This is a genomic window from Vibrio sp. 10N.261.52.C11 (genome assembly GCF_041471405.1).
GTDB lineage: Bacteria > Pseudomonadota > Gammaproteobacteria > Enterobacterales > Vibrionaceae > Vibrio > Vibrio crassostreae_C.
Genome location: NZ_JBFROI010000017.1, coordinates 32,583 through 54,210 on the forward strand (window position 1 = coordinate 32,583; position 21,628 = coordinate 54,210).

Consider the following 21,628-nt stretch of genomic DNA (forward strand, 5'->3'; position numbering starts at 1 on the left):
GGCGCTCAATGAGCGCCGTTTTTGTATTCTAATTTAAGCTCTAAAAATTATAGAGACTCAGTGAACGTACGTGCGATAACGTCACGTTGCTGTTCAGTTGTTAGAGAGTTGAAACGTACAGCGTAACCCGATACACGGATAGTTAGCTGTGGGTAGTTCTCTGGGTGAGCAACTGCATCTTCTAGCGTTTCACGCTTAAGAACGTTAACGTTTAGGTGTTGGCCACCTTCGATGCGTGGTGCTGCTTCGATTGCAACTTCACGGCTTTCGTACTCGCCTAGGTCTGCAGCTGAGATAACTTGGTCAGCTTCGAAACCTGCAGTAGCAACAACACAACGAGCTTCATTCTTCTCGCTATCTAGTAGCCAGATTGAGTTTAGTAGGTCATCGTTTGCTGCTTTAGTAATTTGAATACCTTGGATCATAACTATCTCCTAGTCCACTGAATGTGGTTTGATTATGGTGTTAACTTTCGATTTTTATTGAGCTGGGTAATATATACCTAATATTAGTAAGGTTAACATTGATTTAAGTCAAAAAACAACCAAAAACCATATTTTTACAAAGGTGATTATATTGAGGTAAATCAATAAAACCTTTGAAAACAAAGTAATTACAAAATATTTTAAAGTATAAAAAATATTTAACAGCCATATTTGTTGTAAGTTTACTACATTTGTTGTGTTTTTATTGAACTACAACCGATACGACCCTTTATTTATTAAGCATTCTGAAAGTGTAAAGTGATTTAATGACAAACAATAATTCATCCTCAAAACCGGAAACAAATATTAAGTTTATTGGCGCTCATGTCTCGGCTGCTGGTGGAGTTGATCAGGCGCCTATGCGTGCACGTGAAATTGGCGCCAATGCGTTTGCACTGTTTACCAAGAACCAGAGACAGTGGGCGGCAAAACCACTAGAAGCGAAAACCATTAGTGCCTTTAAAGCCAATTGCAAAATGTTGGGTTTTAGTGCTGAGAATATTCTTCCTCATGACTCCTACCTAATTAACCTAGGAGCACCAGAAGAAGAGAAGCTAGAGAAATCACGCGCGGCTTTTATTGATGAAATGGAGCGTTGTAACCAACTAGGACTCACGCTTTTGAATTTTCATCCTGGGAGTCATTTGAAGAAAATCTCAGAAAGCGAATGTTTGGCGAAGATCGCTGAATCGATCAACCTAGCTCATCAAGCGGTGCCTGATGTAATTGCAGTGATTGAGAATACCTCAGGGCAGGGGACTAATCTGGGTTGGAGGTTTGAGCACCTAGCAGAGATCATCGACCAAGTAGAAGATAAGTCGCGTGTCGGTGTGTGTTTAGATACTTGCCATACGTTTACGGCCGGTTATGACTTACGAACAAAAGAAGCGTGTGAGCATACTTTTGCTGAGTTCGAGCGCATTGTGGGTATGCACTATCTAAGAGCAATGCACATCAATGATTCAAAAGCTGAGTTTGCGAGCCGAGTCGATCGACATCATTCTTTAGGAAAAGGCGAAATTGGCTGGGATTGTTTTGAGTATATTGCCTCTGATTCTCGCTTTAATGGTATTCCTCTTATCTTGGAAACCATTGATTCGACGATCTGGAAAGAGGAAATTCAACAACTTAGAATGTTTCATCGCTCAGTAACGCTAGCGAGCGAAGAAGCGTAATAATAGAGGGGGAAATTTATTTCCATCTATTTCTAATAATTGGCACCTTTCTTTCATAGTATTAAAGTGAATATGTAGTTCACGATGTCTTACAGGAGGTGCCTTTATGTATTCAATCACCCAAACTTCAACTTCAACTGTTGCTGTCGCCAGCCGTTTACCGACACCAAACCGTCACGTGCATAGCCATGGCCACCATCGTACACAGCAAAAAAGTGGTTAATCGAGATAAACACAACTTGAACTGATTATTATGATTCATCAACAAGTGAACCCTACACATCATGTTTATTGATAGCTGTATGAGGTATAACTAGAGCCTTATTTAGGACAGTTAGCCGATACAGCTATTTTTTTGTCTGGTGAAAGCCCCTAGAAACCTTGATGATTGGGAAGTAAAACGATGAGCGCACCAAAGAGTTGGGAATCCATTATTAATGATGAACGTGACAAAGAGTACTTTCAGAGTGTTCTCGCTTTTGTCGAACAGCAACGTAATAGTGGAAAAACCATCTACCCTCCTCAAGAGCAAGTGTTCAGTGCTTTCGATATGACGCCTTTTGAGTCTGTACGCGTGGTTATCCTTGGGCAAGACCCTTATCACGGCGCTAAGCAAGCTCACGGTTTAGCATTCTCTGTGCTACCTGGCGTTAAAATTCCACCGTCTCTACGTAATATGTACAAAGAACTCGCACAAGATATAGACGGCTTTGAGATCCCTAGTCATGGCTACCTCGACACTTGGGCATCTCAAGGGGTATTAATGTTGAATACGGTACTGACCGTAGAAGAGGCAAAAGCACACTCACATGCTAAGTGTGGTTGGGAAACCTTTACCGATGCCATCATTGCTGAGCTAAATCAGCGTTCTGAGCCGATCATCTTCTTATTATGGGGCGCGCATGCCCAAAAGAAAGGCCAAGCCATTGATGCAGACAAGCACCATGTGTTGACTGCACCTCATCCATCGCCATTATCCGCCCATCGTGGCTTCTTTGGTTGTCAGCATTTCTCAACAACCAATAAGCTGCTTTCTTCTATGGATCAACAACCTATAGATTGGCGATTATCAGCAGAGTTGTAGGTTGGTGGTTTTCTGAGCAGGGTCAAATCATAAATGAGCATCTTCGTATACACTTGTAAATAGTAGGTGTAATGGAGTGCAATACTATGATGATTGAAAGGATAAGACGAGAGCATGGCTATATGGCTCGCTTGCTCGCGATACTCAACAATAAGTTAGAGCATCTAAAACAAGAGCGAGAAATAAACTATAGCTTGATCGCAGAGGTGGTTCATTATCTCATGAACCATTCAGATAAGGTGCATCACCCGAAAGAAGACGTTATTTATCGTTACTACCTCAAGCAATACGGCAGCGATCAAATGATTGAAGACTTGGAGCTGGAACATCAATTGCTTTCTGAGAAAACCGCGGACTTTTTAGGTGTGGTCGATATGATCCTCCAAGATGCGGTTGTTCCTCAGCAAGTCTTTATTGAGCAGCTTGAAGCCTTTGTTAAAGCTCAACGAAAGCACATGGAGTATGAAGAGAAGCATGTGTTACCGATGATTGTGAAGGCATTCACGGTCAAAGATTGGCAAGAAGTAGAGTCTCAATGGCTTCAACCGGAAGACGACCCTGTCTTTGGAGAGACAATTGCCGATCAGTACCGCCAACTCGCGGCTCGTGTTCGACAGAATGAGCAAGAGTGCGTGTAGCCCGTTGTCGTATTGAAACGCTGCTATTATTAGGCGCTCTCTATTAAGACGCTCGCTTTCAAATTGTGCTCTAAATCGAAGAGTGGTTTCATACAATAAAAAGGCACCTGCATAGGTGCCTTTTGCTATCTGATTTTTTGTCGTGCAGATTAAATCTTTATATCATCAAGGCTAAAATCGAGACCGAGATTCATCTCTCTGAGCTCTTTCTCAAGCTGCCGACGATCGTTGATTGCCTCGATTTCACGCCATTTACGCTTGAGTGGTTTCGAGCGAGTTTTTTGAGTTGCACGAGGCATTTCTAGTTCTGATAGTTCATCGAATTGAAAGCTATCCATAAGCCATATCTCCTTCCGTGGGAATCGTTCTTACGAACCATTAAATATCATATTTAGGTTCACAATAACCTTGATTTGTTTCTCATTTGTTTCAAATCTATGAAGGTTTTGTTCTGTTTTCTTATGCATGCTCACACATTGTGGGGATTTTTATGTACAAAAAACAAGCAAACAAACCTAAGTAAACGATTAAATTAGGGGTTATGGAATGTTAATTCATTGTGCGAATGGAATGGTATTTTTACTACACTGCATTTAAGTGCGTATTGCGCCGTGCGGTAGCGGGTTCTCATTGCCCTAGAAAAAAATACAGATCTTCACTATACCTTGTAAAACCTAGGCTGACGTCATCTTTATAGGATGTCGTTCTTGTTTTGGTGGTACCTTGGTTGTTGTTGATATTATGTCCCGATAATGTGACTTTTATTGGGCTGTATTGTTGAAAATTGTGTTAACAAAAGGTGTGTTATTAGTGAAATGTCATTTTAATATAAATGTATTTGCATATTGATTTTTAGGCCGTATCGCTGCATTATCCGCCCGTCAAAAAATACACTGATACGTAAAATGGATGCATGAAGCGACATTTACAATCTAGATCGCAACAAATAAATATAAATCTAATGCCGACACAACTATTGACACTGGCATAGGTGATCTAGAGGAAGGCTCGGAAGCAAGATCGGTGCTTAAACTCAATTACGAGGTTCACGTGACAGACTTAATCAATTTGATGAACGATCTCCTTTGGGGATCTATCTTAGTTTACTTACTCGTTGGTGTGGGTATCTACTTCACTGTACGACTAGGCTTCATTCAATTCCGCCATTTCGGCCACATGTTCTCTGTTCTTAGAAACAGCCGTAAAGCAGACAGTGCTGGTATCTCTTCTTTCCAAGCTCTTTGTACTAGTCTTGCTGCTCGTGTAGGTACAGGTAACATGGCAGGTGTTGCTGTGGCACTAACCGCCGGTGGCCCTGGTGCTATCTTCTGGATGTGGCTAATCGCCATGCTAGGTATGGCAACATCATTTGCTGAAAGCACACTAGCACAGCTATACAAAACGCGTGATAACGACGGTAACTACCGTGGCGGCCCTGCATACTACATGGAGAAAGGCCTAGGTATGCGTTGGATGGGGGTTCTATTCTCTATCTTCCTAATCATCGCATTTGGTCTAGTATTCAACGCGGTTCAAGCGAACGCGATTGCAAGTGCAATGAACACGGCATTCGACTTTGAGCGTGGCTACGTTGGTGTTGGTATCGTAATTATCTCTGCATTCGTTATCTTCGGTGGTATCCGTAAGATTGCCCGCACTGCAGAAATCATTGTTCCAATCATGGCATTGGCTTACTTAGCTATCGCTATCTACGTAATGCTAATGAACATTGAGAAAGTGCCTGAAGTTCTGGCTCTTATCTTCAAGAGTGCATTCGGTCTGCAAGAAGCAGCAGCGGGTGGCCTAGGTTACGCGATCGCACAAGCGATGATTAACGGCATCAAACGTGGTTTGTTCTCGAACGAAGCGGGTATGGGTTCTGCGCCAAACGCAGCAGCTTCTGCTACGCCTTACCCACCGCACCCAGCATCACAAGGTTACGTGCAAATGCTAGGCGTGTTCATGGATACCATTGTTATCTGTTCAGCAACAGTCGCAATCATCCTGATGTCTGGTGAGTATGTACCACACGGTGAAGTAACGGGTATCGAACTAACGCAACGTGCACTAACAGCACAAGTGGGCGAATGGGGCGGCATTTTTGTAGCGGTAGCGATTTTCTTCTTCGCTTTCACTTCAATCATTGCAAACTACTCGTACGCTGAAACGAACCTTATCTTCCTTGAGCACAACAACAAGAAAGGCCTAGTGCTGTTCCGTATCGTTGTTCTGGGTATGGTTATGTTCGGTTCTCTAGCAACTCTACCAACGGTATGGGCACTGGCTGACGTATCGATGGGCCTAATGGCGATTGTTAACTTGGTGGCGATTATCCTGCTATCAGGCATCGTGATTAAGCTAGCTAAAGACTACAACCGCCAACTAGACGCGGGTAAAGTACCAACATTCGATTCGAATGACTTCCCAGAGCTTAAGTCTCAGCTGGAAGACGGTATTTGGGACAACAACAAGAAGTAATCTTGTTGGAGCGATAAACGGCTCATCCTAAAGTGATTAGAAAGGCTAAGGTTTCGACCTTAGCCTTTTTGTTTGCCTGTCATTTGTCTCATTCTGTCTATCGAAGCTCATTCTCCCTATCGAAGTAATAGGAACAGTCATAAAGACAAGTTGATGTTTTTTCTATACTCTAGCAGCATCCAGTTAGATAACCGATTAGGGTAAAGTTATGTTAGTTGTCGTTTCTCCAGCCAAAACACTTGATTACGAATCACCATTAGCGACGGAACGCTTTAGTCAGCCTGAGTTTGTTGAACACTCTGCTGAGCTGATTGAAGAGTGCCGCAAACTGACGCCAGTAGATATTTCTGCACTGATGAAAGTCAGCGATAAAATCGCAGGGTTGAACGTAGCGCGCTTTGAGCAGTGGAGCGAGACCTTTACCCAAGACAACGCACGCCAAGCAATCCTAGCCTTTAAAGGCGATGTATACACTGGCCTAGACGCTGAAACGCTATCGGATGAAGATTTTGACTACGCACAAGACCACCTGCGCATGCTTTCTGGGTTATATGGCTTGCTTAAGCCATTAGATTTGATGCAGCCATACCGCCTAGAGATGGGTACACGCTTAGCCAATGCTCGTGGTACTAACTTGTACCAGTTCTGGGGCAACATAATCACAGACAAGCTGAATGAAGCGTTGAATGCTCAAGGCGACAATGTGTTGATCAACTTGGCGTCTAACGAATACTTTAAAGCCGTGAAGCCGAAGAACTTGGATGGCCAAGTGATTACCCCTGTATTCAAAGACTGCAAGAACGGTCAGTACAAGGTGATCAGTTTCTACGCGAAGAAAGCGCGTGGCATGATGGCTCGCTACATCATCGAGAACAAGATCGACTCGGTTGAGGCGCTGACCCAGTTTGATACGGCGGGCTACTACTTCGTTGAAGAAGAGTCGAACGCGAAAGAGCTTGTCTTTAAGCGCGAAGAGCAAAACTAGTAGTCCTTGGCTAACGAGTAGCTCTCGGTTTTAGCCTGTAGTTAATATTAGAGACCGAGACAGACCAGATAGAGAAAAGCCCCATGCAGCGAACTGCATGGGGCTTTTTTATTGAATCGTTGAAGCTGGTAGATTACTTCTTCTTTGCTGCTTTCTTTTTCTTCGCGATTTTTTTCTTCTTCGCGATTTTTTGTTTCTCTACCGCTTTCTTATCTTCTTTCTTCGGCTTCTTCTTCTTAGTCACGGCCGCTTTCTTATGCGTAGGGCGCATGCCTTCGATGAAGCGTTCTTTGATTGGTTCGTCTGTGTAACGAGCCACACGCTCAATCATTAGTTGATCGTGCGCTTCAATGATAGAAACCGCGTTACCTTTTTTACCAGCACGAGCCGTACGGCCAATACGGTGTAGGTATACGTCAGCAGTACGTGGCATGTCGTAGTTGATTACGTGGCTTACGTCTGGAAGGTCGATACCACGAGCAGCAACGTCAGTCGCTAGTAGTACGTTTACAGAGCCGTCACGGAAACGAGCAATCGCGTTGTTACGACGATCTTGAGGCATTTCACCTTGGATCCACGCACATGGGATTTGCGCGCTTTCAAGTTGAGCTCGTAGATCACCTAGACGATCACGCGTCTTCAAGAATACGATGCTGCGCTCAGCTTGCTCTGTGATGACGTGCTTTAGGATGTTTAGCTTGTGCTCTGCCGTGTCTGCACGGTGGTACCACTGAGTGATCTTCTTACGCTCACGAAGTGATGATTTCGCATCGATCTCCGCTGGGTTTTTAAGTAGATCTTCAGTGAAGCCTTCAATGCCTTTACCTTCTAGTGTTGCTGAGAACAGTAAAGTTTGTTTACGCCAGCGACACTCTGCAGACAGACGGTCAACAACAGGACCAAAGCCCATGTCTAGCATGCGGTCGGCTTCATCTAGAACCAGCCATTCAATCGCACGACAGTCAAAACGCTCGCCTTCAATGTATTCCATCAAACGGCCAGGTGTTGCCACCACGATATCTTGAGTTGTACTTAAGATATCTGCGTGCTCTTGGTACATAACACCGCCCGTGATCGTGAAGATATTTAGGCTGGTGTATTTAGCAAGCTCACGTGCTTGTTCGGTGATCTGCATTGCTAGCTCACGCGTTGGCGTCAGGATAAGCATACGTGCAGGGCCAGATTTCTTACGTGGGAAATCCAGTAGGTATTGCAGTGCTGGCAATACAAATGATGCTGTTTTACCAGTACCTGTTGGCGCAGAAGCCAAAACGTCTCTTCCATCTAACGCTTGTGGGATTGCTTCAGCTTGTATCTGTGTTGGACGTTCGTAGCCCATTTCGTCAATTGCTTTAAGCAGCTCTTGGTTTAGATCGAGTTCTGCAAAGGTTCTGATCACTGTTGTTTCTCCACAAGCAATAAATGTTTCTGCCTCAAAAAGCAGACGATAAAAAAGAGTAGTCGGACATTATAGAAGCATTAGTGATTAGGATCACATGGTATTTGCTACATCTTGAGATAAAAATCTTTAGTGAGCGCAATAAATGCTTCGCTATAACCACCTTGATGGTGAATTGTAAGCGATTCGCGCTGCAAATCTTGCTCGCAAGCAGGATCTTTAGATAACTCGAATAAAATTCGGCTAGCTGGCTTTTTATCTGTTGTTTTTACATCAAGGCGTTTTGCTAGATACCAACCACATTGCTCGGCAAGCTTGATAAAACCTTCCCCCTCAGGCGTCGGTAGGATGAAACTGGCAGTCGCGGCGTCGGTTGTTATCTCGAAACAACGCTGGGCAAGCGCTAAATGATCCAAGCTGTCGGTGTGCCTGGCGGTGGCTCTTTGGCTTTGCTGCGCCTGTTCTCCAGAGTTGAAGTAGGGCGGGTTACAGATGATCGCATCAAACCTTTGTGGAAAGTCGGTTGTTAACACGCTGCCGTGATCAAGGGAGATACGATTTTGCCAAGGCGACTGCTCAATATTGACAGTGGCAGCATCAATAGCGTGTTGATCAATATCTATCGCAGAGATTGAAGCATCTTCAAAACGCTGCGCAGCCATTAAAGCCAGCAGACCTGTCCCGGTTCCAATATCGAGTACACATGATCTTTGTGGCAGGCTTACCCAAGCGCCAAGTAATACGCCATCGGTACTGACTGGCATACCGCTTTTCCCGCCGTAAATTGAGAATTGCTTAAAATTGAAGCTTTTAGTTTGCACTGTTTTGTCTTTCATTAATGTTCTGAGTATCGAGATATTTTAAGTGATTAGCTCTAATGTTAACCGCTTGTATGAGTTAATGTTCTGCTTGAAAAAATATTGTTGTGCATTATGGTTAGTTTATAATTGTGGCTATTTTTCTATAGCTAGTGGAATCCACTGCTTTTTGTTCTCATATGCAAATTTATATGGTGTTTTTGTGTGGTGACTTGCAGCTAGCCAGTTGTTTCGTCATTATGCGCGACTATTTTATAGATTGATTGGCAGCTTTGAGCTGTAACATTCATGTAAGCACAACATAAATTCATAAATATAATTAAGGATTATCTGTGAAACAGAGTCTAAAACTAACAGATATAATGGCATTGGGCTTTATGCTTTTTGCGTTTTTCTTGGGTGCGGGTAACATCATCTTCCCACCTCTAGCTGGCCAATTAGCCGGTGATCACTTCCTTCCAGCGATGTCTGGTTTTCTGCTGACTGCCGTTGGTCTGCCGTTAATCACTATCGTCGCGGTCGCAGTGGCTGGTGGCTCTTGGGGTCACTTAACTAAAGATCTTCCTAAGAAAGCAGCAACCATCATGGCTGTACTGATCTTTATCATTATCGGTCCTGCATTTGCTGCACCGCGTACTGGCCTTGTTGCCTATGAGATGGCGGTGAAACCGTTCTTCATCGATGCCTCTCAAGCTCACCTAACTCTCTTTTCGATTGCATTTTTTGCAGTAGCGATGTTCTTCTCATGGTCGCAAGGTAAGCTTATTGACGTCATTGGTAAGGTGCTAACACCTGCACTGTTCGTTGGTTTGGTTGTGCTGGCGATTGCTGTATTCGTTAACCCTCAAGGCGATATTCTTGCGGCTCACGGTGAGTACATCACTCAACCACTGACCAAAGGTTTCCTTGAAGGCTACAACACCATGGATACTTTTGCTTCTTTGATGTTTGGTATGCTGATTGTTGATGCGATTCGTAGCAAGGGCATTACTGACCGTGCAGCGACGACTAAGTACCTAATTAGCGCGGGTTGTATTGCCGCAGCGGGTCTGGCGTTTGTTTACATCTCTCTATTTTTCCTAGGCGCAACAAGTGCAACAGTCGCAGCTGGTGCAGACAATGGCGGTGCTATTTTAAGCCTATACGTTCAATCGTTGTTTGGTCCTTCTGGTCAGCTAGTGCTTTCTGTGATCGTACTATTAGCATGTCTAACTACGGCGATTGGCCTTGTGTCAGCATGTTCTGATTACTTCAGCTCGCTAACGCCTCTGTCTTACAAGACTTGGGTAATCATCAATGGTGTAGCTTGTGCAACCGTTGCGAACGTTGGTCTTTCTCAACTGATTTCTCTGTCTGTTCCAGTACTGTTTGCACTGTACCCAGTCGCTATCGCGTTGGTTGCTCTGACATTCTTACGTAGCCGTTTCCCTAATCCAAAAGTGGCTTACCGCGTAGTAGTATTAGTGTCACTGCTGTTTGCTCTTATTGATGGCGCTAAAGTAGCGGGTGTAGACGTGTCTGCACTTAAGATGCTGCCACTGTTTGAGATCGGTATGGGTTGGTTGCTTCCAACGACTGCTGCAATCATCTGTATGTTCTTCGTTGGTAAATCAACAGAGCAAGAGATGGCTGAGGAGACTGTTTAATCTTCCGTTGAGATTAGATTGTCCTTCGAGATGAAATAGAAAAGGCCTCATTACTTCGCAGTAATGAGGCCTTTTTGTATTCTGTGGTCTTTTTATATCCAGCTAGTTACTTGGTTAGCTACTTAGCCGGGAGTACTTCTGTTTGGTTATAGCTTTTCGCTGTACTCAACCAGTACTTGCTCAACCCAGCTTGCGATACGGTCGTCGCTTAGCTCGTATTGTGAATCTTCATCAAGCGCCAAACCAACGAATTGAGATTTGTCTTCGGTTAACGCTTTAGACGCTTCGAACTCGTAGCTGTCATCGTTTGGCCAGAAGCCAACAAACTCTGCACCCGCGGTTTTCAGTTCATCATGCAATAGACCCATCGCATCTAGGAACCATTCGCCGTAGCCTTCTTGGTCACCCAAACCAAACAGAGCCACAACCTTGCCTTTCATAGGCGTGGTTGCGATGTCTTCCCACAGTTCATTCCAATCTTCTTGGATTTCACCGAAGTCCCAAGTCGAGATGCCCAGCAATAAAAGGTCGTAGTCCGCCATCAATGAAAGAGGGCTTTCTTTCACGTTATGGATATCAACTAGGTCTTCACCAATAATGCCGCGAATTTTCTCTGCTGCCATTTCTGTGTAGCAGGTGGTTGAGCCGTAAAATAATCCAATTTTCATAGCAAACGTTCGATTTTAATTTCAGATGGCGAATTCTAACCATAAATCGACTTCGATTGCAGCGATTATCCGCTCAAGTCGTAATTTTTATGGCATTCATATTTGCTCTGGCATACTCTCAAAACAGTTTCCAATATTGTGAGTAACACTATGCAGTCGCCTCAAGGGCAGAGCGCAGACCACGGTCTCGTTGAGCAGTTTTTAGATGCTATGTGGATGGAGCGAGGATTATCGGAGAATACGCTTGTCTCGTACCGTACCGATTTGTCCAAGTTATTAGCGTGGATGGAAAAGAACAATTACCGCCTCGACTTCATTAGCCTTTCAGGTTTACAGGATTATCAAGGCTGGTTAGCCGACGCCGATTTTAAGCAGACCTCTCGTGCCCGTATGTTGTCGGCGATTCGTCGCTTGTTCCAATATTTGCACCGCGAGAAAATCAGAGGCGATGATCCAAGTGCCTTGTTGATCAGCCCGAAGCTGCCGCAACGCTTGCCGAAAGATTTGAGCGAAGAGCAGGTTGATGCTTTGCTCGATGCGCCAGATCCGAACGATCCGATTGAGCTTCGCGATAAGGCGATGCTTGAGTTACTCTATGCAACCGGTTTGCGTGTGACAGAACTGGTTAGCTTGACGATGGAAAACATCAGCCTAAGACAGGGCGTGGTGCGTGTTATTGGTAAGGGTGGCAAAGAGCGCTTAGTACCAATGGGCGAAAATGCGGTGGATTGGATAGAGACTTTTATTGAACAAGGTCGTCCACATCTACTTGGCGAAAACAGTTCTGATGTGGTTTTTCCGAGTAAACGCGCCAAGCAAATGACCCGTCAGACGTTCTGGTATCGTATTAAGCACTACTCGGTCGTCGCTGGGATCGATACAGAGCTGTTGTCACCACACGTATTGAGACACGCTTTTGCGACGCATTTACTGAACTATGGCGCAGATCTCAGGGTCGTACAGATGTTACTTGGGCATAGTGACTTATCGACAACCCAAATTTATACTCACGTGGCGACTGAAAGGCTGAAGCAAATTCACGCGCAGCATCACCCACGTGCTTAAATCCATTTATTTTTAAGGTGAACTTAATGAGCGTATTACGCCGTCTTCCTCTACTAGCGCTTCCTCTTATGATTACTGCATGTAATGCATCAGAAGCGAAAGTAGAAACAACATCAACAGCCGTAGAAGCTGCTCCAGCTCAAGCTATTGATACAGCTGCGTTAACTAAGCGTTTTGAAAAAATCGGTATTAAGGTCGATAAGATTGTGCCTTCGGATATCGATGGTCTTTTAGAAGTTCAAACCAACAGCGGCATTATCTTTTCTTCTCCAGAGGGCGATCACTTTCTAGCCGGCACTCTTTACTCTTTGGATGAAAACGGAAAGTTCAGTGATGTTTTGGCTGAGCGTCAAGCTCCGCTGAATGCTGAAAAAGTGGCAGCGATGTCGGATACGGTTATTGAATACAAAGCCGATAACGAAAAGTATGTTGTGACGGTATTTACTGACATTACGTGTGGCTACTGTGTTCGTCTGCACAGCCAAATGCAGGGCTACAACGATCTGGGTATTACCGTTCGTTACATGGCTTACCCACGCCAAGGTGCGACAGGGCAAGTTGCCGATCAAATGGCAGCAATCTGGGCTTCAGATGATCCAAAAACAGCGATGCATGACGCTAAAGTAAATCGTCAAATGCCAGCGTCTGGTAAAGACCTAGCAGAGCAAAAGCAGATCATTGCTAAACAATACCAACTGGGTCGTGAGCTTGGCATCAATGGCACACCGGCTATCGTGCTAGCAAGTGGTGAGTTGGTGAGTGGTTACTTACCGCCAGCACAACTTCTTCAACGTTTAGAGCAATAATCTCGTTTTCTGTATTGCCAATTTATCCCCCATGTTTTTGATTTAAGGAGTGGCCTGATTGATATCGGGCCCATTTTTATATGATAGAGATCCAACGCCGTCCTGAGGTCGACATTTCAGTCTTACCTGCTCACTTACCTGACTTGTTAAAGCGCATTTATGTGAGTCGTGGAATCGACAGTGCCGACCAACTAGAGACAGCAGCGAAAGGCTTGCACTCTTATCAAAAACTGGGCGGCATTGATGCTGCGGTTGAGCTGTTGTTCAAAGCTATTCAGCAGCAAAAACGCATCATCATTGTTGGTGACTTTGATGCCGATGGCGCGACCAGCTCGGCGCTGTCTGTTTTAGCGTTACGTATGCTCGGCAGCTCTAACGTCGACTATCTGGTACCAAACCGTTTTGAAGATGGTTATGGCTTGAGCCCTGAGGTTGTTGAACAGGCAATCGAGCTTGGTGCTGAAGTGATCATGACGGTCGACAACGGTGTATCTTCAATTGAAGGTGTTCGCTTTGCTAAAGAGAAAGGGCTAGAGGTTCTGGTTACCGATCATCACTTGCCGGGCAATGAACTGCCAATGGTCGATGCTATGGTTAACCCAAACCTTGAAAGTTGTGCTTTTCCTTCGAAAGCCCTAGCGGGGGTTGGTGTCGCTTTTTACCTGATGATGGCATTGTGTGTTCACATGCGTAAATTGGGTTGGTTTGCAGAGCGCGGCATGACAGAACCTAAGTTGATGGAACTGATTGACCTTGTGGCGCTGGGTACGGTTGCCGACGTGGTTCCACTCGATGAAAACAACCGAATTTTAGTTCATCAAGGTTTGCAACGTATTCGTGCGGGTAAAGCTCGTCCGGGCATTCAAGCCTTGATCGAAATTGCTAAGCGAGACGCTAAGCGTTTGGTGGCGTCTGACTTTGGCTTTGCTCTTGGTCCTCGTATCAATGCAGCTGGTCGATTAGACGACATGTCTTTTGGTGTTGAGCTGCTAATGAGTAACAACATCCATGCGGCTCGTCGAATGGCGAGTGAGTTAGATGGCTTGAACCAAACACGTAAAGAGATCGAAGAGGGTATGAAGCAAGAAGCGATGGCTTTTTGTGAGCGCCTTGAATTTGGTAAAGACGACCTACCTTCTGGCTTGGCACTATTCCAACGTGATTGGCACCAAGGTGTGATTGGTATTTTGGCTTCGCGTATCAAAGACAAATACCACCGCCCAGTGATTGCGTTTGCAGATGGCGGCGAAGGCAGTATCAAAGGTTCATGTCGTTCAATTCCGGGTCTGCACATGCGTGATGCATTGGACCGAATTGATACTCAAAACCCTGGCTTGATTCTTAAATTTGGTGGCCACGCAATGGCGGCTGGTTTAACCATCATGGAAAAGGACTTTGAACGCTTCAGCAAGCTGTTCAATGATGTGGTGAAGAATGAACTTGGAGAAACAGCACTGAAGGGCATTATCTTGTCTGATGGTGAGCTGTTACCAGAAGAGTTCTCGATGCACACCGCTGAAACGCTGCGTTCAGGTGGCCCGTGGGGACAAGCTTTCCCTGAGCCAATCTTCGATGGTGAGTTTAAAGTGCTGCACCAAAAGCTGGTGGGTGAAAAGCACCTTAAGCTGATGCTTGAGCCGCTCTACAAAGGCCACCCAACCAATGTGATGATTGACGGTATTGCCTTTAACGTCGACCTACGTCGCTGGCCTGATGCATCAGTAAAAACCGTTCATCTTGCATTTAAGCTCGATATCAACGAATTTCGCGGCAACCAATCGTTGCAGCTGATGATTGATCATATCGAAGCCAAATAGTGATTTTGGGCTCAATAATGCTCATCATATAGTGCCAAATTCAACAAGCTCTGTTCAAAAACAGGGCTTGTTTTCCTTCCTGCCCTTACAAAATTTACGTGTTTTTTATGCCTGTCAATTTTATATCCCATTAAGTTGTTGAATCTTGGTTCACCACTCTAAAAAATTCTGTATCTCCGTCACACTTTTGAGTACAATTCTTCGGTTAAATTCTACTCATAAATGATGAGCTAAAATGTTTGAAATCAATCCTATAAAAAACCGTCTGCAGGATGTGTCTGAGCGCACAAATATCCTGAGGGGGTATCTTTGACTATGACGCTAAGAAAGAGCGTCTAGAAGAAGTAAACGCAGAATTAGAACAACCGGATGTATGGAACGAACCTGAGCGTGCTCAAGCGCTAGGTAAAGAACGTTCTGCATTGGAAGCGGTAGTAGAAACGATCGACCAACTTGACCAAGGTGTTGAGGATGTTGATGGCCTATTAGAGCTTGCGGTTGAAGAAGAAGATCAAGAAACGTTCGATGAAATTGAACCAGAACTGGCCGAGCTTGAAGCTAAGCTAGAGAAGCTGGAATTCCGTCGTATGTTCTCTGGTGATCACGATGCATCAGATTGCTACATCGATTTACAGTCAGGTTCGGGCGGTACAGAAGCTCAAGACTGGACTTCAATGATGTTGCGCATGTACTTACGTTGGGCAGATTCGAAAGGCTTCAAGACTGAAGTTATCGAAGTGTCGGATGGCGATGTTGCTGGCCTTAAAGGCGCAACGGTACGTATTTCTGGTGAGTATGCTTACGGTTGGTTACGCACAGAGACTGGTGTTCACCGTCTAGTTCGTAAGTCACCATTTGATTCAAGTGGTCGTCGTCATACTTCATTTGCATCTGCGTTTATCTATCCTGAGATTGATGACAACATTACGATCGACATTAATCCTTCTGACCTACGTATTGACGTATACCGTGCCTCTGGCGCTGGTGGTCAGCACGTAAACACCACGGAATCAGCGGTACGTATTACTCACGTTCCGACTAACACTGTGGTTCAGTGTCAGAATGACCGTTCGCAGCATAAGAACAAAGATCAAGCGATGAAGCAGCTACGTGCTAAGCTTTTTGAACTTGAGATTCAAAAACAAAATGCTGAAAAACAAGCGAGCGAAGAGACGAAATCAGACATCGGTTGGGGCAGTCAAATCCGCTCTTACGTGCTGGATGATTCTCGTATCAAAGATTTACGCACCGGCATCGAAAACCGTAATACTCAAGCGGTTCTTGACGGTGACTTAGACAAGTTTATTGAAGCTAGCCTGAAATCAGGTCTGTAAGCTTTATCAACTATTAAGCTTTACCAATAATATTGGTAAAAATGCCTATATTTGCAAAAATATAGCGGTCCAAATTTTAAAAGCAGGGTACATCTCTAATGACTGATGCTGTTCAAAACGAAAACGCACAAGAAGCTTCTTCACCTGAAGAGAACAAACTAATCGCTGAGCGCCGCAGCAAGCTGGATCACATCCGCCAAAACTGCAAAGCTAACGGTCACCCAAATGACTTCCGTCGTGAGCACCTAGCTGGCGATCTTCAAGCGGAATTCGGTGAGAAGACTAAGGAAGAGCTAGAAGAGCTTAACCACATCGTTGCGATCGCTGGTCGTGTTATGGCGAAGCGTGGTCCATTCCTTGCGATTCAAGAAACTTCTGGTCGTATCCAAGCATACGCAGCGAAAGACGTTCAAAAAGTACTGAAAGAGAAGTACCAAGGCCTAGATATCGGTGACATCATCGGTGTTAAAGGTGCGCTTCACAAATCAGGTAAAGGCGACCTTTACGTGAACATGGAAGAGTTTGAATTGCTGACTAAAGCACTTCGTCCTCTACCAGAGAAGTTCCACGGTCTAACTGACCAAGAGATGCGTTACCGTCAGCGTTACGTTGACCTAATCGTGAACGAAGATTCTCGTAATGCATTCATCGTGCGTTCTAAGCTTGTATCTTCAATCCGTAACTTCATGAGCGCGAAAGGCTACCTAGAAGTTGAAACGCCAATGATGCACGTGATCCCGGGTGGCGCAACTGCACGTCCGTTCATCACTCATCACAATGCACTAGACATCGACATGTACCTACGTGTTGCACCAGAGCTTTACCTTAAGCGTCTAGTGGTGGGTGGTTTTGACCGTGTATTCGAGATCAACCGTAACTTCCGTAACGAAGGTCTATCTCCACGTCACAACCCAGAATTCACAATGATGGAATTCTACCAAGCGTACTCTGACTACAAAGACCTTATGGATCTGACAGAAGAGATGCTAAGCACGGCAGCAATGGACGTTCTTGGTTCTACTTCTATGCCTTACGGTGACGAAACGGTTGAGTTCGGTGGCACTTACGCTCGCATGAGCATGTTCGATGCAATCAAACACTACAACCCTGAGCACGCTGAGATTCAAGCGCTAACAGAAGCAGACCTACAAGACCGTGAAAAGATGGTTGCTATCGCAAAATCTGTACACGTAGACGTAGAAACGTTCTGGACATGTGGTCAGCTTCTAGAAGAGATCTTTGGTGAAACGGCTGAGCCTCAGCTAATTCAACCAACGTTCATCACTGGCTACCCAGCGGACATCTCTCCTCTAGCTCGTCGTAGCGATGACAACCCGTTCTTCACAGACCGTTTTGAGTTCTTCATCGGTGGCCGTGAAGTTGCGAATGGTTTCTCTGAGCTTAACGATGCACAAGACCAAGACGAGCGTTTCAAAGCGCAAGTTAACGCGAAAGACGCGGGTGATGACGAAGCGATGTACTACGATGCAGACTACATTACTGCACTAGAGCACGGCCTACCGCCAACAGCGGGTCAAGGTATCGGTATCGACCGTCTAGCAATGCTATTTACAAACACGCACACAATCCGTGACGTGATCTTGTTCCCGGCAATGCGTCCACAGGCGTAATTCTCGCTTATAGGGCGTAACAGCCTATGTAATTAAAAAGCCACCTTCGGGTGGCTTTTTCTGTTTTGGGGCTTCAAAACCTAGTCTGTACCGCACTCTTGATTCGAAAAATCGTTATTTCTGACATAGTCTTACTATTGAGACATAAAATCTAAGATAGTCTCACTACTATACGTCTCTGCGCTGAATACGCTCTCGCGGCATTTTGTCGAACGATGAAGCAGTGACTCGTATTAGTCTGATTTAAATAAAAATAGAATAAGGAAGAAGGATGGGAACTCAATTTAAGATGGATTCCTTACCAGGTTCTCTTATCGTCGTTGGTGGTGCGTACGAACCCTGGTTATCAGTGTTAGAACAAGTGGGTTGGCAGTGTACCCAGTGTGCAGATTTACGAAAAGCCGATGCCTTGATTGCTGATATTGGCCCATGTATTGGTATTGTCGATCTTAGTCATGATGAGTTCAGTCTCAACGGTATTGCTAACCTTGTGAGCAATAACAAGCAGGTGAGATGGCTCGCCTTTATCCGTGAATCTCAATTAAGCTCTGATACGATCTGCCAGTTTATCGTCAACTTCTGTATCGACTTTTTCACGGCACCAATCCCAGATGCTCAATTGCTGAGTACCATTGGTCACCAACTGGGTATGCTTAAGCTTGAGCAGAAGGTATGGCCAAACTACGGCATCAATAACAACATGGGACTGCTAGGCGATTCTGTGGCCGTGAAGCGCTTGAGAGACCAAGTAAAGCGTATTGGGCCGACTGATGTCAGTATCTTGATTTATGGCGAGAGTGGGGCTGGTAAAGAGACGATTGCACGCTCGATTCATCAAAATTCGTCGCGAGCACAGAAACCATTTTTAACGGTTAACTGTCGTGCCTTGTCTGAAATGAGAATAGAGGCCGAGGTGTTTGGCATATCAGCACAGTCAGCGACTGCGCCTTGTATGTTGGAAGAAGCCGATGGCGGAACCATCTTGCTTAATGATGTTTTAGCGATGCCACGCAATCAACAACTGAACCTGTTGCGCTTTCTACAAGAAGGTAAGATTGAAACTGCGAATGGACCTAAATCTGTCGATGTGCGTATTCTGGCCGCGAACTCCTCTGATATCGAGAAGGCGTTGATCGAGGGCGACTTCAATGAAGAGCTTTATCACTATATCAATGTTCTGCGTATTCATGTTCCAAGCTTAAAAGAACGTGTGAGCGATATTTCAGTACTGGCGAATCATTTTCTGCGTGAGTACTCGAAAGAGTTTAATGCTCAAGCGAAGAGCTTCTCAGACGATGCTATCCGTTCGATGAATCGATACCATTGGCCTGGAAATGTGCGTGAGCTGATGAATCAGATTAAGCGTGTTGTGTTGATGTCTGATGCTGTGATCATTGAGGATCACCAACTGGATTTACCAAAACAGAATGATGAGCGCCGCAGTCTCAAAAGTATCCGTGAGCGTTCAGAGCGAGATGCGTTGCTGATTGTTCTGGAATCTTATGGTGGTCAAGTATCGTTGGCCGCTAAGGAGCTTGGAGTTTCGCGTGCAACCATGTACCGATTGCTGAACAAACATAGCCTGATTTCTGAAGGTGTTGTTTAGAGCTCTCTATTCATTGATTCTATCCCGTTAGTGTCAATCTAAGAGCCACGCATGATGCGTGGTTTTTTTATATCCATTGCTACAACTTCTCGTTGATCGTTGATCGTTGACTGCTGACAGATTGACAGGTTGATAGATTGAGCTATTAGAGGCTCGGTCTTTAAGAGAGATGTTCTGTGATTTTATATAATCATAGTGAATATGTTATATATAAAGTAATATGCAACTAATATTTTGGGTGAATCATTTGTTTTGAAATTGTTAATCAATTATCGGTTGAATAATATACTCACTTGGTTAGACTTTAACCGTGAAAGCAATGGTTTAACAAAGACTTATTTGCTTTTATTATCTCATTTCTTTTTGGATTTTTTAGTTAGTTTGGAGGCGCAAATGAAACATTTCGATTTTATACAGCATATTTGCGCGTCGTTTGATCCGTGTACTGACATGGTGACTGTTATGTCACAAACATCAGCCATGGCCGATCGAAACACCCAAGATAAACCTAACTAATAGATCCGTACCCTTATTTGGCTGCGGAAAAATAGCAGCTAAGTGAGAAGCCCTCATACTATTTAACACGCTATTTTTCCTCAGTTTATTTTACAACTGGAGAGTTATTATGCGTCACTCAGTATACTTAAAACTAGCAACAGTCCTTATCCGTGCAGACCTTCGTCGTGAAGAACGTGAATGGCAACGAAAAGTTCGTCGTAGTTCATACGATCTACCATGGAACAATACTCATTTATTGAGAGATATTGGCCTTGAAGCCGATGGTCGACCAATTGGTTTTTCTGAACCTGAAGTCGTTACGATTGAACGTCGAGTTCGTTACCTTCGTCGAGTCTTAAGCGCGCGAATACCGACGTAATCTTGTGGGGTGATAGCGCCTTTCACCCCTTAAGATAAATATCAGCGATAGTTGTGGCGTCGGAAGTGCAAGCTTTTGAACTAGAACTGGCCAAAAAAGAGAAGCACTTGCTTCTCTTTTTTGCTTTTTTAAGCCGTTATGTGTGCTTTTTTAAGTCGTTATCTAGTAAAGAAAAAGAGTTCTACTACGCTTTATAGAGCAAGGGAGGCTGGCTATGCAAAAGCATCAATTAGACATGTGGTTACATGGAGAGCACAAAGACTCGTATCAAACACCAAAGGTATACGTTATTGGCTGTTCCGATATCTCGGAATATCTATTAGCAGTGGAATATAAACACAAGCTAGAACCGGTAAAGCAAGACGGTGAGCCGCTTCACTTTGGATCCTTGGATCAAGTGAAAGAAGAGTTACTCCGGCTCGGCTTTGAAAAGGCGTATCTTCGCTTACACAACGCCTATGATGAGTTTGGTAATGAGCCAAGCCAAAGCTACTGTGATATTGAACTGGCGCTCAAACCTCATTAAGAGGCGTTGGTAGCGAGATATTGATTCTAATTCCAGACTGTTTTTTAACGCACTGATAGTTTTGGCTATCGAGGCTCGATTAAACGATCTATGCGTAATGTGTTGTCAGTAATTTATGGGTGAATTGAGTTCGCAGATAGAAACCACGTGGTTTAGTTTTGATAGGTTTTCCACTTGCACCGTAGGCTTCCGTTAACACTCGGCTGTTGGCGGCTTTTGGTCGTAGATGCAGCGCTTCACCGTGCCTTGCTGTTATCTGTTCAACATTGCCTAAAACGATCAACTCCATCAGTTCTTCCCAATCTCGCTTCAAGAGTTCGTCTTCAGCTTGGCTAGGTGTCCATAATAATGGGGATCCTACATGCCTCTCTGCTAGCGGGATCTCTCTTTCTCCCTCGACAGGGATCCACAACACCTTAGACAGCTTGTTTCGAACGTGGCTGGTTTCCCAAGTTATGCCTTGCACACCCATCAAAGGAGCAACACACACAAAGGTGGTTTCGAGTGGCTTGCCAGAGTAGCTAATCGGAATGCTTTTTAGCTCGATACCGAGCTTGGCAAAATCTTGTTCTGGCTTACTGCCTGCAGGT

General features: G+C 44.7%; 20 protein-coding genes. 14 read left to right on the forward strand and 6 right to left on the reverse strand.

The features are described from left to right. Window positions 1-47: 47 nt before the first annotated feature. Window positions 48-425 carry an autonomous glycyl radical cofactor GrcA gene (grcA, locus tag AB4323_RS06965; RefSeq protein ID WP_017059315.1) on the reverse strand — a complete coding sequence of 126 codons (378 nt, stop codon included), beginning with the start codon at window positions 423-425 and terminating at the stop codon, window positions 48-50. Window positions 426-751: 326 nt separating this feature from the next. Between grcA and nfo the strand changes: the two genes are divergently transcribed. The 3 genes from nfo (at window position 752) to AB4323_RS06980 (ending at window position 3,382) form a co-directional block, all read left to right on the forward strand. Continuing rightward, the gene (gene nfo, locus AB4323_RS06970; RefSeq protein ID WP_372151998.1) at window positions 752-1,660 is read left to right on the forward strand and encodes a deoxyribonuclease IV; all 909 of its coding nucleotides are present in this window, start codon (window positions 752-754) and stop codon (window positions 1,658-1,660) included. A 403-nt stretch (window positions 1,661-2,063) separates the two neighbouring features. After that, the gene (gene ung, locus AB4323_RS06975) at window positions 2,064-2,744 is read left to right on the forward strand and encodes a uracil-DNA glycosylase (protein ID WP_372152000.1); all 681 of its coding nucleotides are present in this window, start codon (window positions 2,064-2,066) and stop codon (window positions 2,742-2,744) included. Window positions 2,745-2,830: 86 nt separating this feature from the next. Beyond that, on the forward strand, window positions 2,831-3,382 hold the full coding sequence (locus AB4323_RS06980; RefSeq protein WP_004735001.1) for a hemerythrin domain-containing protein: 552 nt from the start codon (window positions 2,831-2,833) through the stop codon (window positions 3,380-3,382). Between the two features lie 149 nt (window positions 3,383-3,531). Here AB4323_RS06980 and AB4323_RS06985 read toward each other — a convergent pair whose 3' ends face one another. After that, on the reverse strand, window positions 3,532-3,720 hold the full coding sequence (locus AB4323_RS06985) for a DUF3545 family protein (RefSeq protein ID WP_372152002.1): 189 nt from the start codon (window positions 3,718-3,720) through the stop codon (window positions 3,532-3,534). Window positions 3,721-4,432: 712 nt separating this feature from the next. Here AB4323_RS06985 and AB4323_RS06990 point away from each other — a divergent pair. Together AB4323_RS06990 and yaaA are read left to right on the forward strand one after the other, a co-directional pair. Then, on the forward strand, window positions 4,433-5,860 hold the full coding sequence (locus AB4323_RS06990; RefSeq protein WP_372152004.1) for an alanine/glycine:cation symporter family protein: 1,428 nt from the start codon (window positions 4,433-4,435) through the stop codon (window positions 5,858-5,860). Window positions 5,861-6,068: 208 nt separating this feature from the next. Then, on the forward strand, window positions 6,069-6,845 hold the full coding sequence (gene yaaA, locus AB4323_RS06995; protein WP_017059322.1) for a peroxide stress protein YaaA: 777 nt from the start codon (window positions 6,069-6,071) through the stop codon (window positions 6,843-6,845). Between the two features lie 133 nt (window positions 6,846-6,978). Here yaaA and srmB read toward each other — a convergent pair whose 3' ends face one another. Continuing rightward, window positions 6,979-8,244 (reverse strand): ATP-dependent RNA helicase SrmB, encoded by a 1,266-nt coding sequence (gene srmB / locus AB4323_RS07000; protein ID WP_017059323.1) that lies wholly within the window; start codon window positions 8,242-8,244, stop codon window positions 6,979-6,981. Between the two features lie 107 nt (window positions 8,245-8,351). Continuing rightward, window positions 8,352-9,080, reverse strand: a complete 729-nt coding sequence (locus AB4323_RS07005) for a tRNA1(Val) (adenine(37)-N6)-methyltransferase (RefSeq protein WP_017062876.1) — start codon at window positions 9,078-9,080, stop codon at window positions 8,352-8,354. A gap of 314 nt (window positions 9,081-9,394) precedes the next feature. Here AB4323_RS07005 and brnQ point away from each other — a divergent pair, with 314 nt between their 5' ends. Further along, a complete protein-coding gene (gene brnQ, locus AB4323_RS07010) occupies window positions 9,395-10,708 on the forward strand; it encodes a branched-chain amino acid transport system II carrier protein (protein ID WP_065584721.1) in 1,314 nt (437 codons plus the stop codon). 146 nt (window positions 10,709-10,854) lie between these two features. Here the strand turns inward: brnQ and fldB are convergent, their stop codons facing one another. Then, window positions 10,855-11,376, reverse strand: coding sequence for a flavodoxin FldB (gene fldB, locus AB4323_RS07015; RefSeq protein ID WP_017062875.1), 522 nt, complete (start codon window positions 11,374-11,376; stop codon window positions 10,855-10,857). A 150-nt stretch (window positions 11,377-11,526) separates the two neighbouring features. Here fldB and xerD point away from each other — a divergent pair, with 150 nt between their 5' ends. From xerD to AB4323_RS07055, 8 genes are all read left to right on the forward strand, one after another. Continuing rightward, complete coding sequence (gene xerD / locus AB4323_RS07020; RefSeq protein WP_017059327.1) at window positions 11,527-12,441, forward strand: site-specific tyrosine recombinase XerD; 915 nt, start codon at window positions 11,527-11,529, stop codon at window positions 12,439-12,441. 26 nt (window positions 12,442-12,467) lie between these two features. Continuing rightward, the gene (locus AB4323_RS07025; RefSeq protein ID WP_017062874.1) at window positions 12,468-13,247 is read left to right on the forward strand and encodes a thioredoxin fold domain-containing protein; all 780 of its coding nucleotides are present in this window, start codon (window positions 12,468-12,470) and stop codon (window positions 13,245-13,247) included. Window positions 13,248-13,327: 80 nt separating this feature from the next. Next, window positions 13,328-15,064, forward strand: a complete 1,737-nt coding sequence (gene recJ, locus AB4323_RS07030) for a single-stranded-DNA-specific exonuclease RecJ (RefSeq protein WP_017059329.1) — start codon at window positions 13,328-13,330, stop codon at window positions 15,062-15,064. Window positions 15,065-15,299: 235 nt separating this feature from the next. Then, a protein-coding gene (prfB, locus tag AB4323_RS07035) for a peptide chain release factor 2 (RefSeq protein WP_100208942.1) occupies window positions 15,300-16,398 on the forward strand; the annotation gives its coding sequence in 2 pieces (ribosomal slippage) (window positions 15,300-15,374 and window positions 15,376-16,398; 1,098 coding nt in all). A gap of 98 nt (window positions 16,399-16,496) precedes the next feature. After that, window positions 16,497-18,029: a lysine--tRNA ligase gene (gene lysS / locus AB4323_RS07040; protein ID WP_017059330.1), complete on the forward strand. Its 1,533-nt coding sequence runs from the start codon at window positions 16,497-16,499 to the stop codon at window positions 18,027-18,029. A gap of 271 nt (window positions 18,030-18,300) precedes the next feature. Beyond that, on the forward strand, window positions 18,301-19,635 hold the full coding sequence (gene vpsR / locus AB4323_RS07045) for a cyclic-di-GMP-binding transcriptional regulator VpsR (protein WP_017062873.1): 1,335 nt from the start codon (window positions 18,301-18,303) through the stop codon (window positions 19,633-19,635). A gap of 625 nt (window positions 19,636-20,260) precedes the next feature. Beyond that, complete coding sequence (locus AB4323_RS07050; protein WP_139683863.1) at window positions 20,261-20,512, forward strand: DUF1127 domain-containing protein; 252 nt, start codon at window positions 20,261-20,263, stop codon at window positions 20,510-20,512. A gap of 214 nt (window positions 20,513-20,726) precedes the next feature. Further along, a complete protein-coding gene (locus AB4323_RS07055; protein WP_004735016.1) occupies window positions 20,727-21,038 on the forward strand; it encodes a DUF6482 family protein in 312 nt (103 codons plus the stop codon). Between the two features lie 88 nt (window positions 21,039-21,126). Here the strand turns inward: AB4323_RS07055 and mutH are convergent. Further along, window positions 21,127-21,628 (reverse strand): DNA mismatch repair endonuclease MutH (gene mutH / locus AB4323_RS07060; protein WP_372152006.1); only part of this gene is annotated, 502 nt, incomplete at its 5' end.

Excerpts from the sequence above, each read along its gene's own strand:
- AB4323_RS07025 (WP_017062874.1), top strand. The coding sequence starts at position 12,468 with ATGAGCGTATTACGCCGTCTTCCTCTACTAGCGCTTCCTCTTATGATT.
- fldB (WP_017062875.1), bottom strand. The coding sequence starts at position 11,376 with ATGAAAATTGGATTATTTTACGGCTCAACCACCTGCTACACAGAAATG.
- AB4323_RS07055 (WP_004735016.1), top strand. The coding sequence starts at position 20,727 with ATGCAAAAGCATCAATTAGACATGTGGTTACATGGAGAGCACAAAGAC.
- AB4323_RS06980 (WP_004735001.1), top strand. The coding sequence starts at position 2,831 with ATGATGATTGAAAGGATAAGACGAGAGCATGGCTATATGGCTCGCTTG.
- AB4323_RS06985 (WP_372152002.1), bottom strand. The coding sequence starts at position 3,720 with ATGGATAGCTTTCAATTCGATGAACTATCAGAACTAGAAATGCCTCGT.
- AB4323_RS07005 (WP_017062876.1), bottom strand. The coding sequence starts at position 9,080 with ATGAAAGACAAAACAGTGCAAACTAAAAGCTTCAATTTTAAGCAATTC.
- AB4323_RS07050 (WP_139683863.1), top strand. The coding sequence starts at position 20,261 with ATGCGTCACTCAGTATACTTAAAACTAGCAACAGTCCTTATCCGTGCA.
- nfo (WP_372151998.1), top strand. The coding sequence starts at position 752 with ATGACAAACAATAATTCATCCTCAAAACCGGAAACAAATATTAAGTTT.
- ung (WP_372152000.1), top strand. The coding sequence starts at position 2,064 with ATGAGCGCACCAAAGAGTTGGGAATCCATTATTAATGATGAACGTGAC.
- xerD (WP_017059327.1), top strand. The coding sequence starts at position 11,527 with ATGCAGTCGCCTCAAGGGCAGAGCGCAGACCACGGTCTCGTTGAGCAG.
- lysS (WP_017059330.1), top strand. The coding sequence starts at position 16,497 with ATGACTGATGCTGTTCAAAACGAAAACGCACAAGAAGCTTCTTCACCT.
- vpsR (WP_017062873.1), top strand. The coding sequence starts at position 18,301 with ATGGGAACTCAATTTAAGATGGATTCCTTACCAGGTTCTCTTATCGTC.
- grcA (WP_017059315.1), bottom strand. The coding sequence starts at position 425 with ATGATCCAAGGTATTCAAATTACTAAAGCAGCAAACGATGACCTACTA.
- recJ (WP_017059329.1), top strand. The coding sequence starts at position 13,328 with ATGATAGAGATCCAACGCCGTCCTGAGGTCGACATTTCAGTCTTACCT.
- yaaA (WP_017059322.1), top strand. The coding sequence starts at position 6,069 with ATGTTAGTTGTCGTTTCTCCAGCCAAAACACTTGATTACGAATCACCA.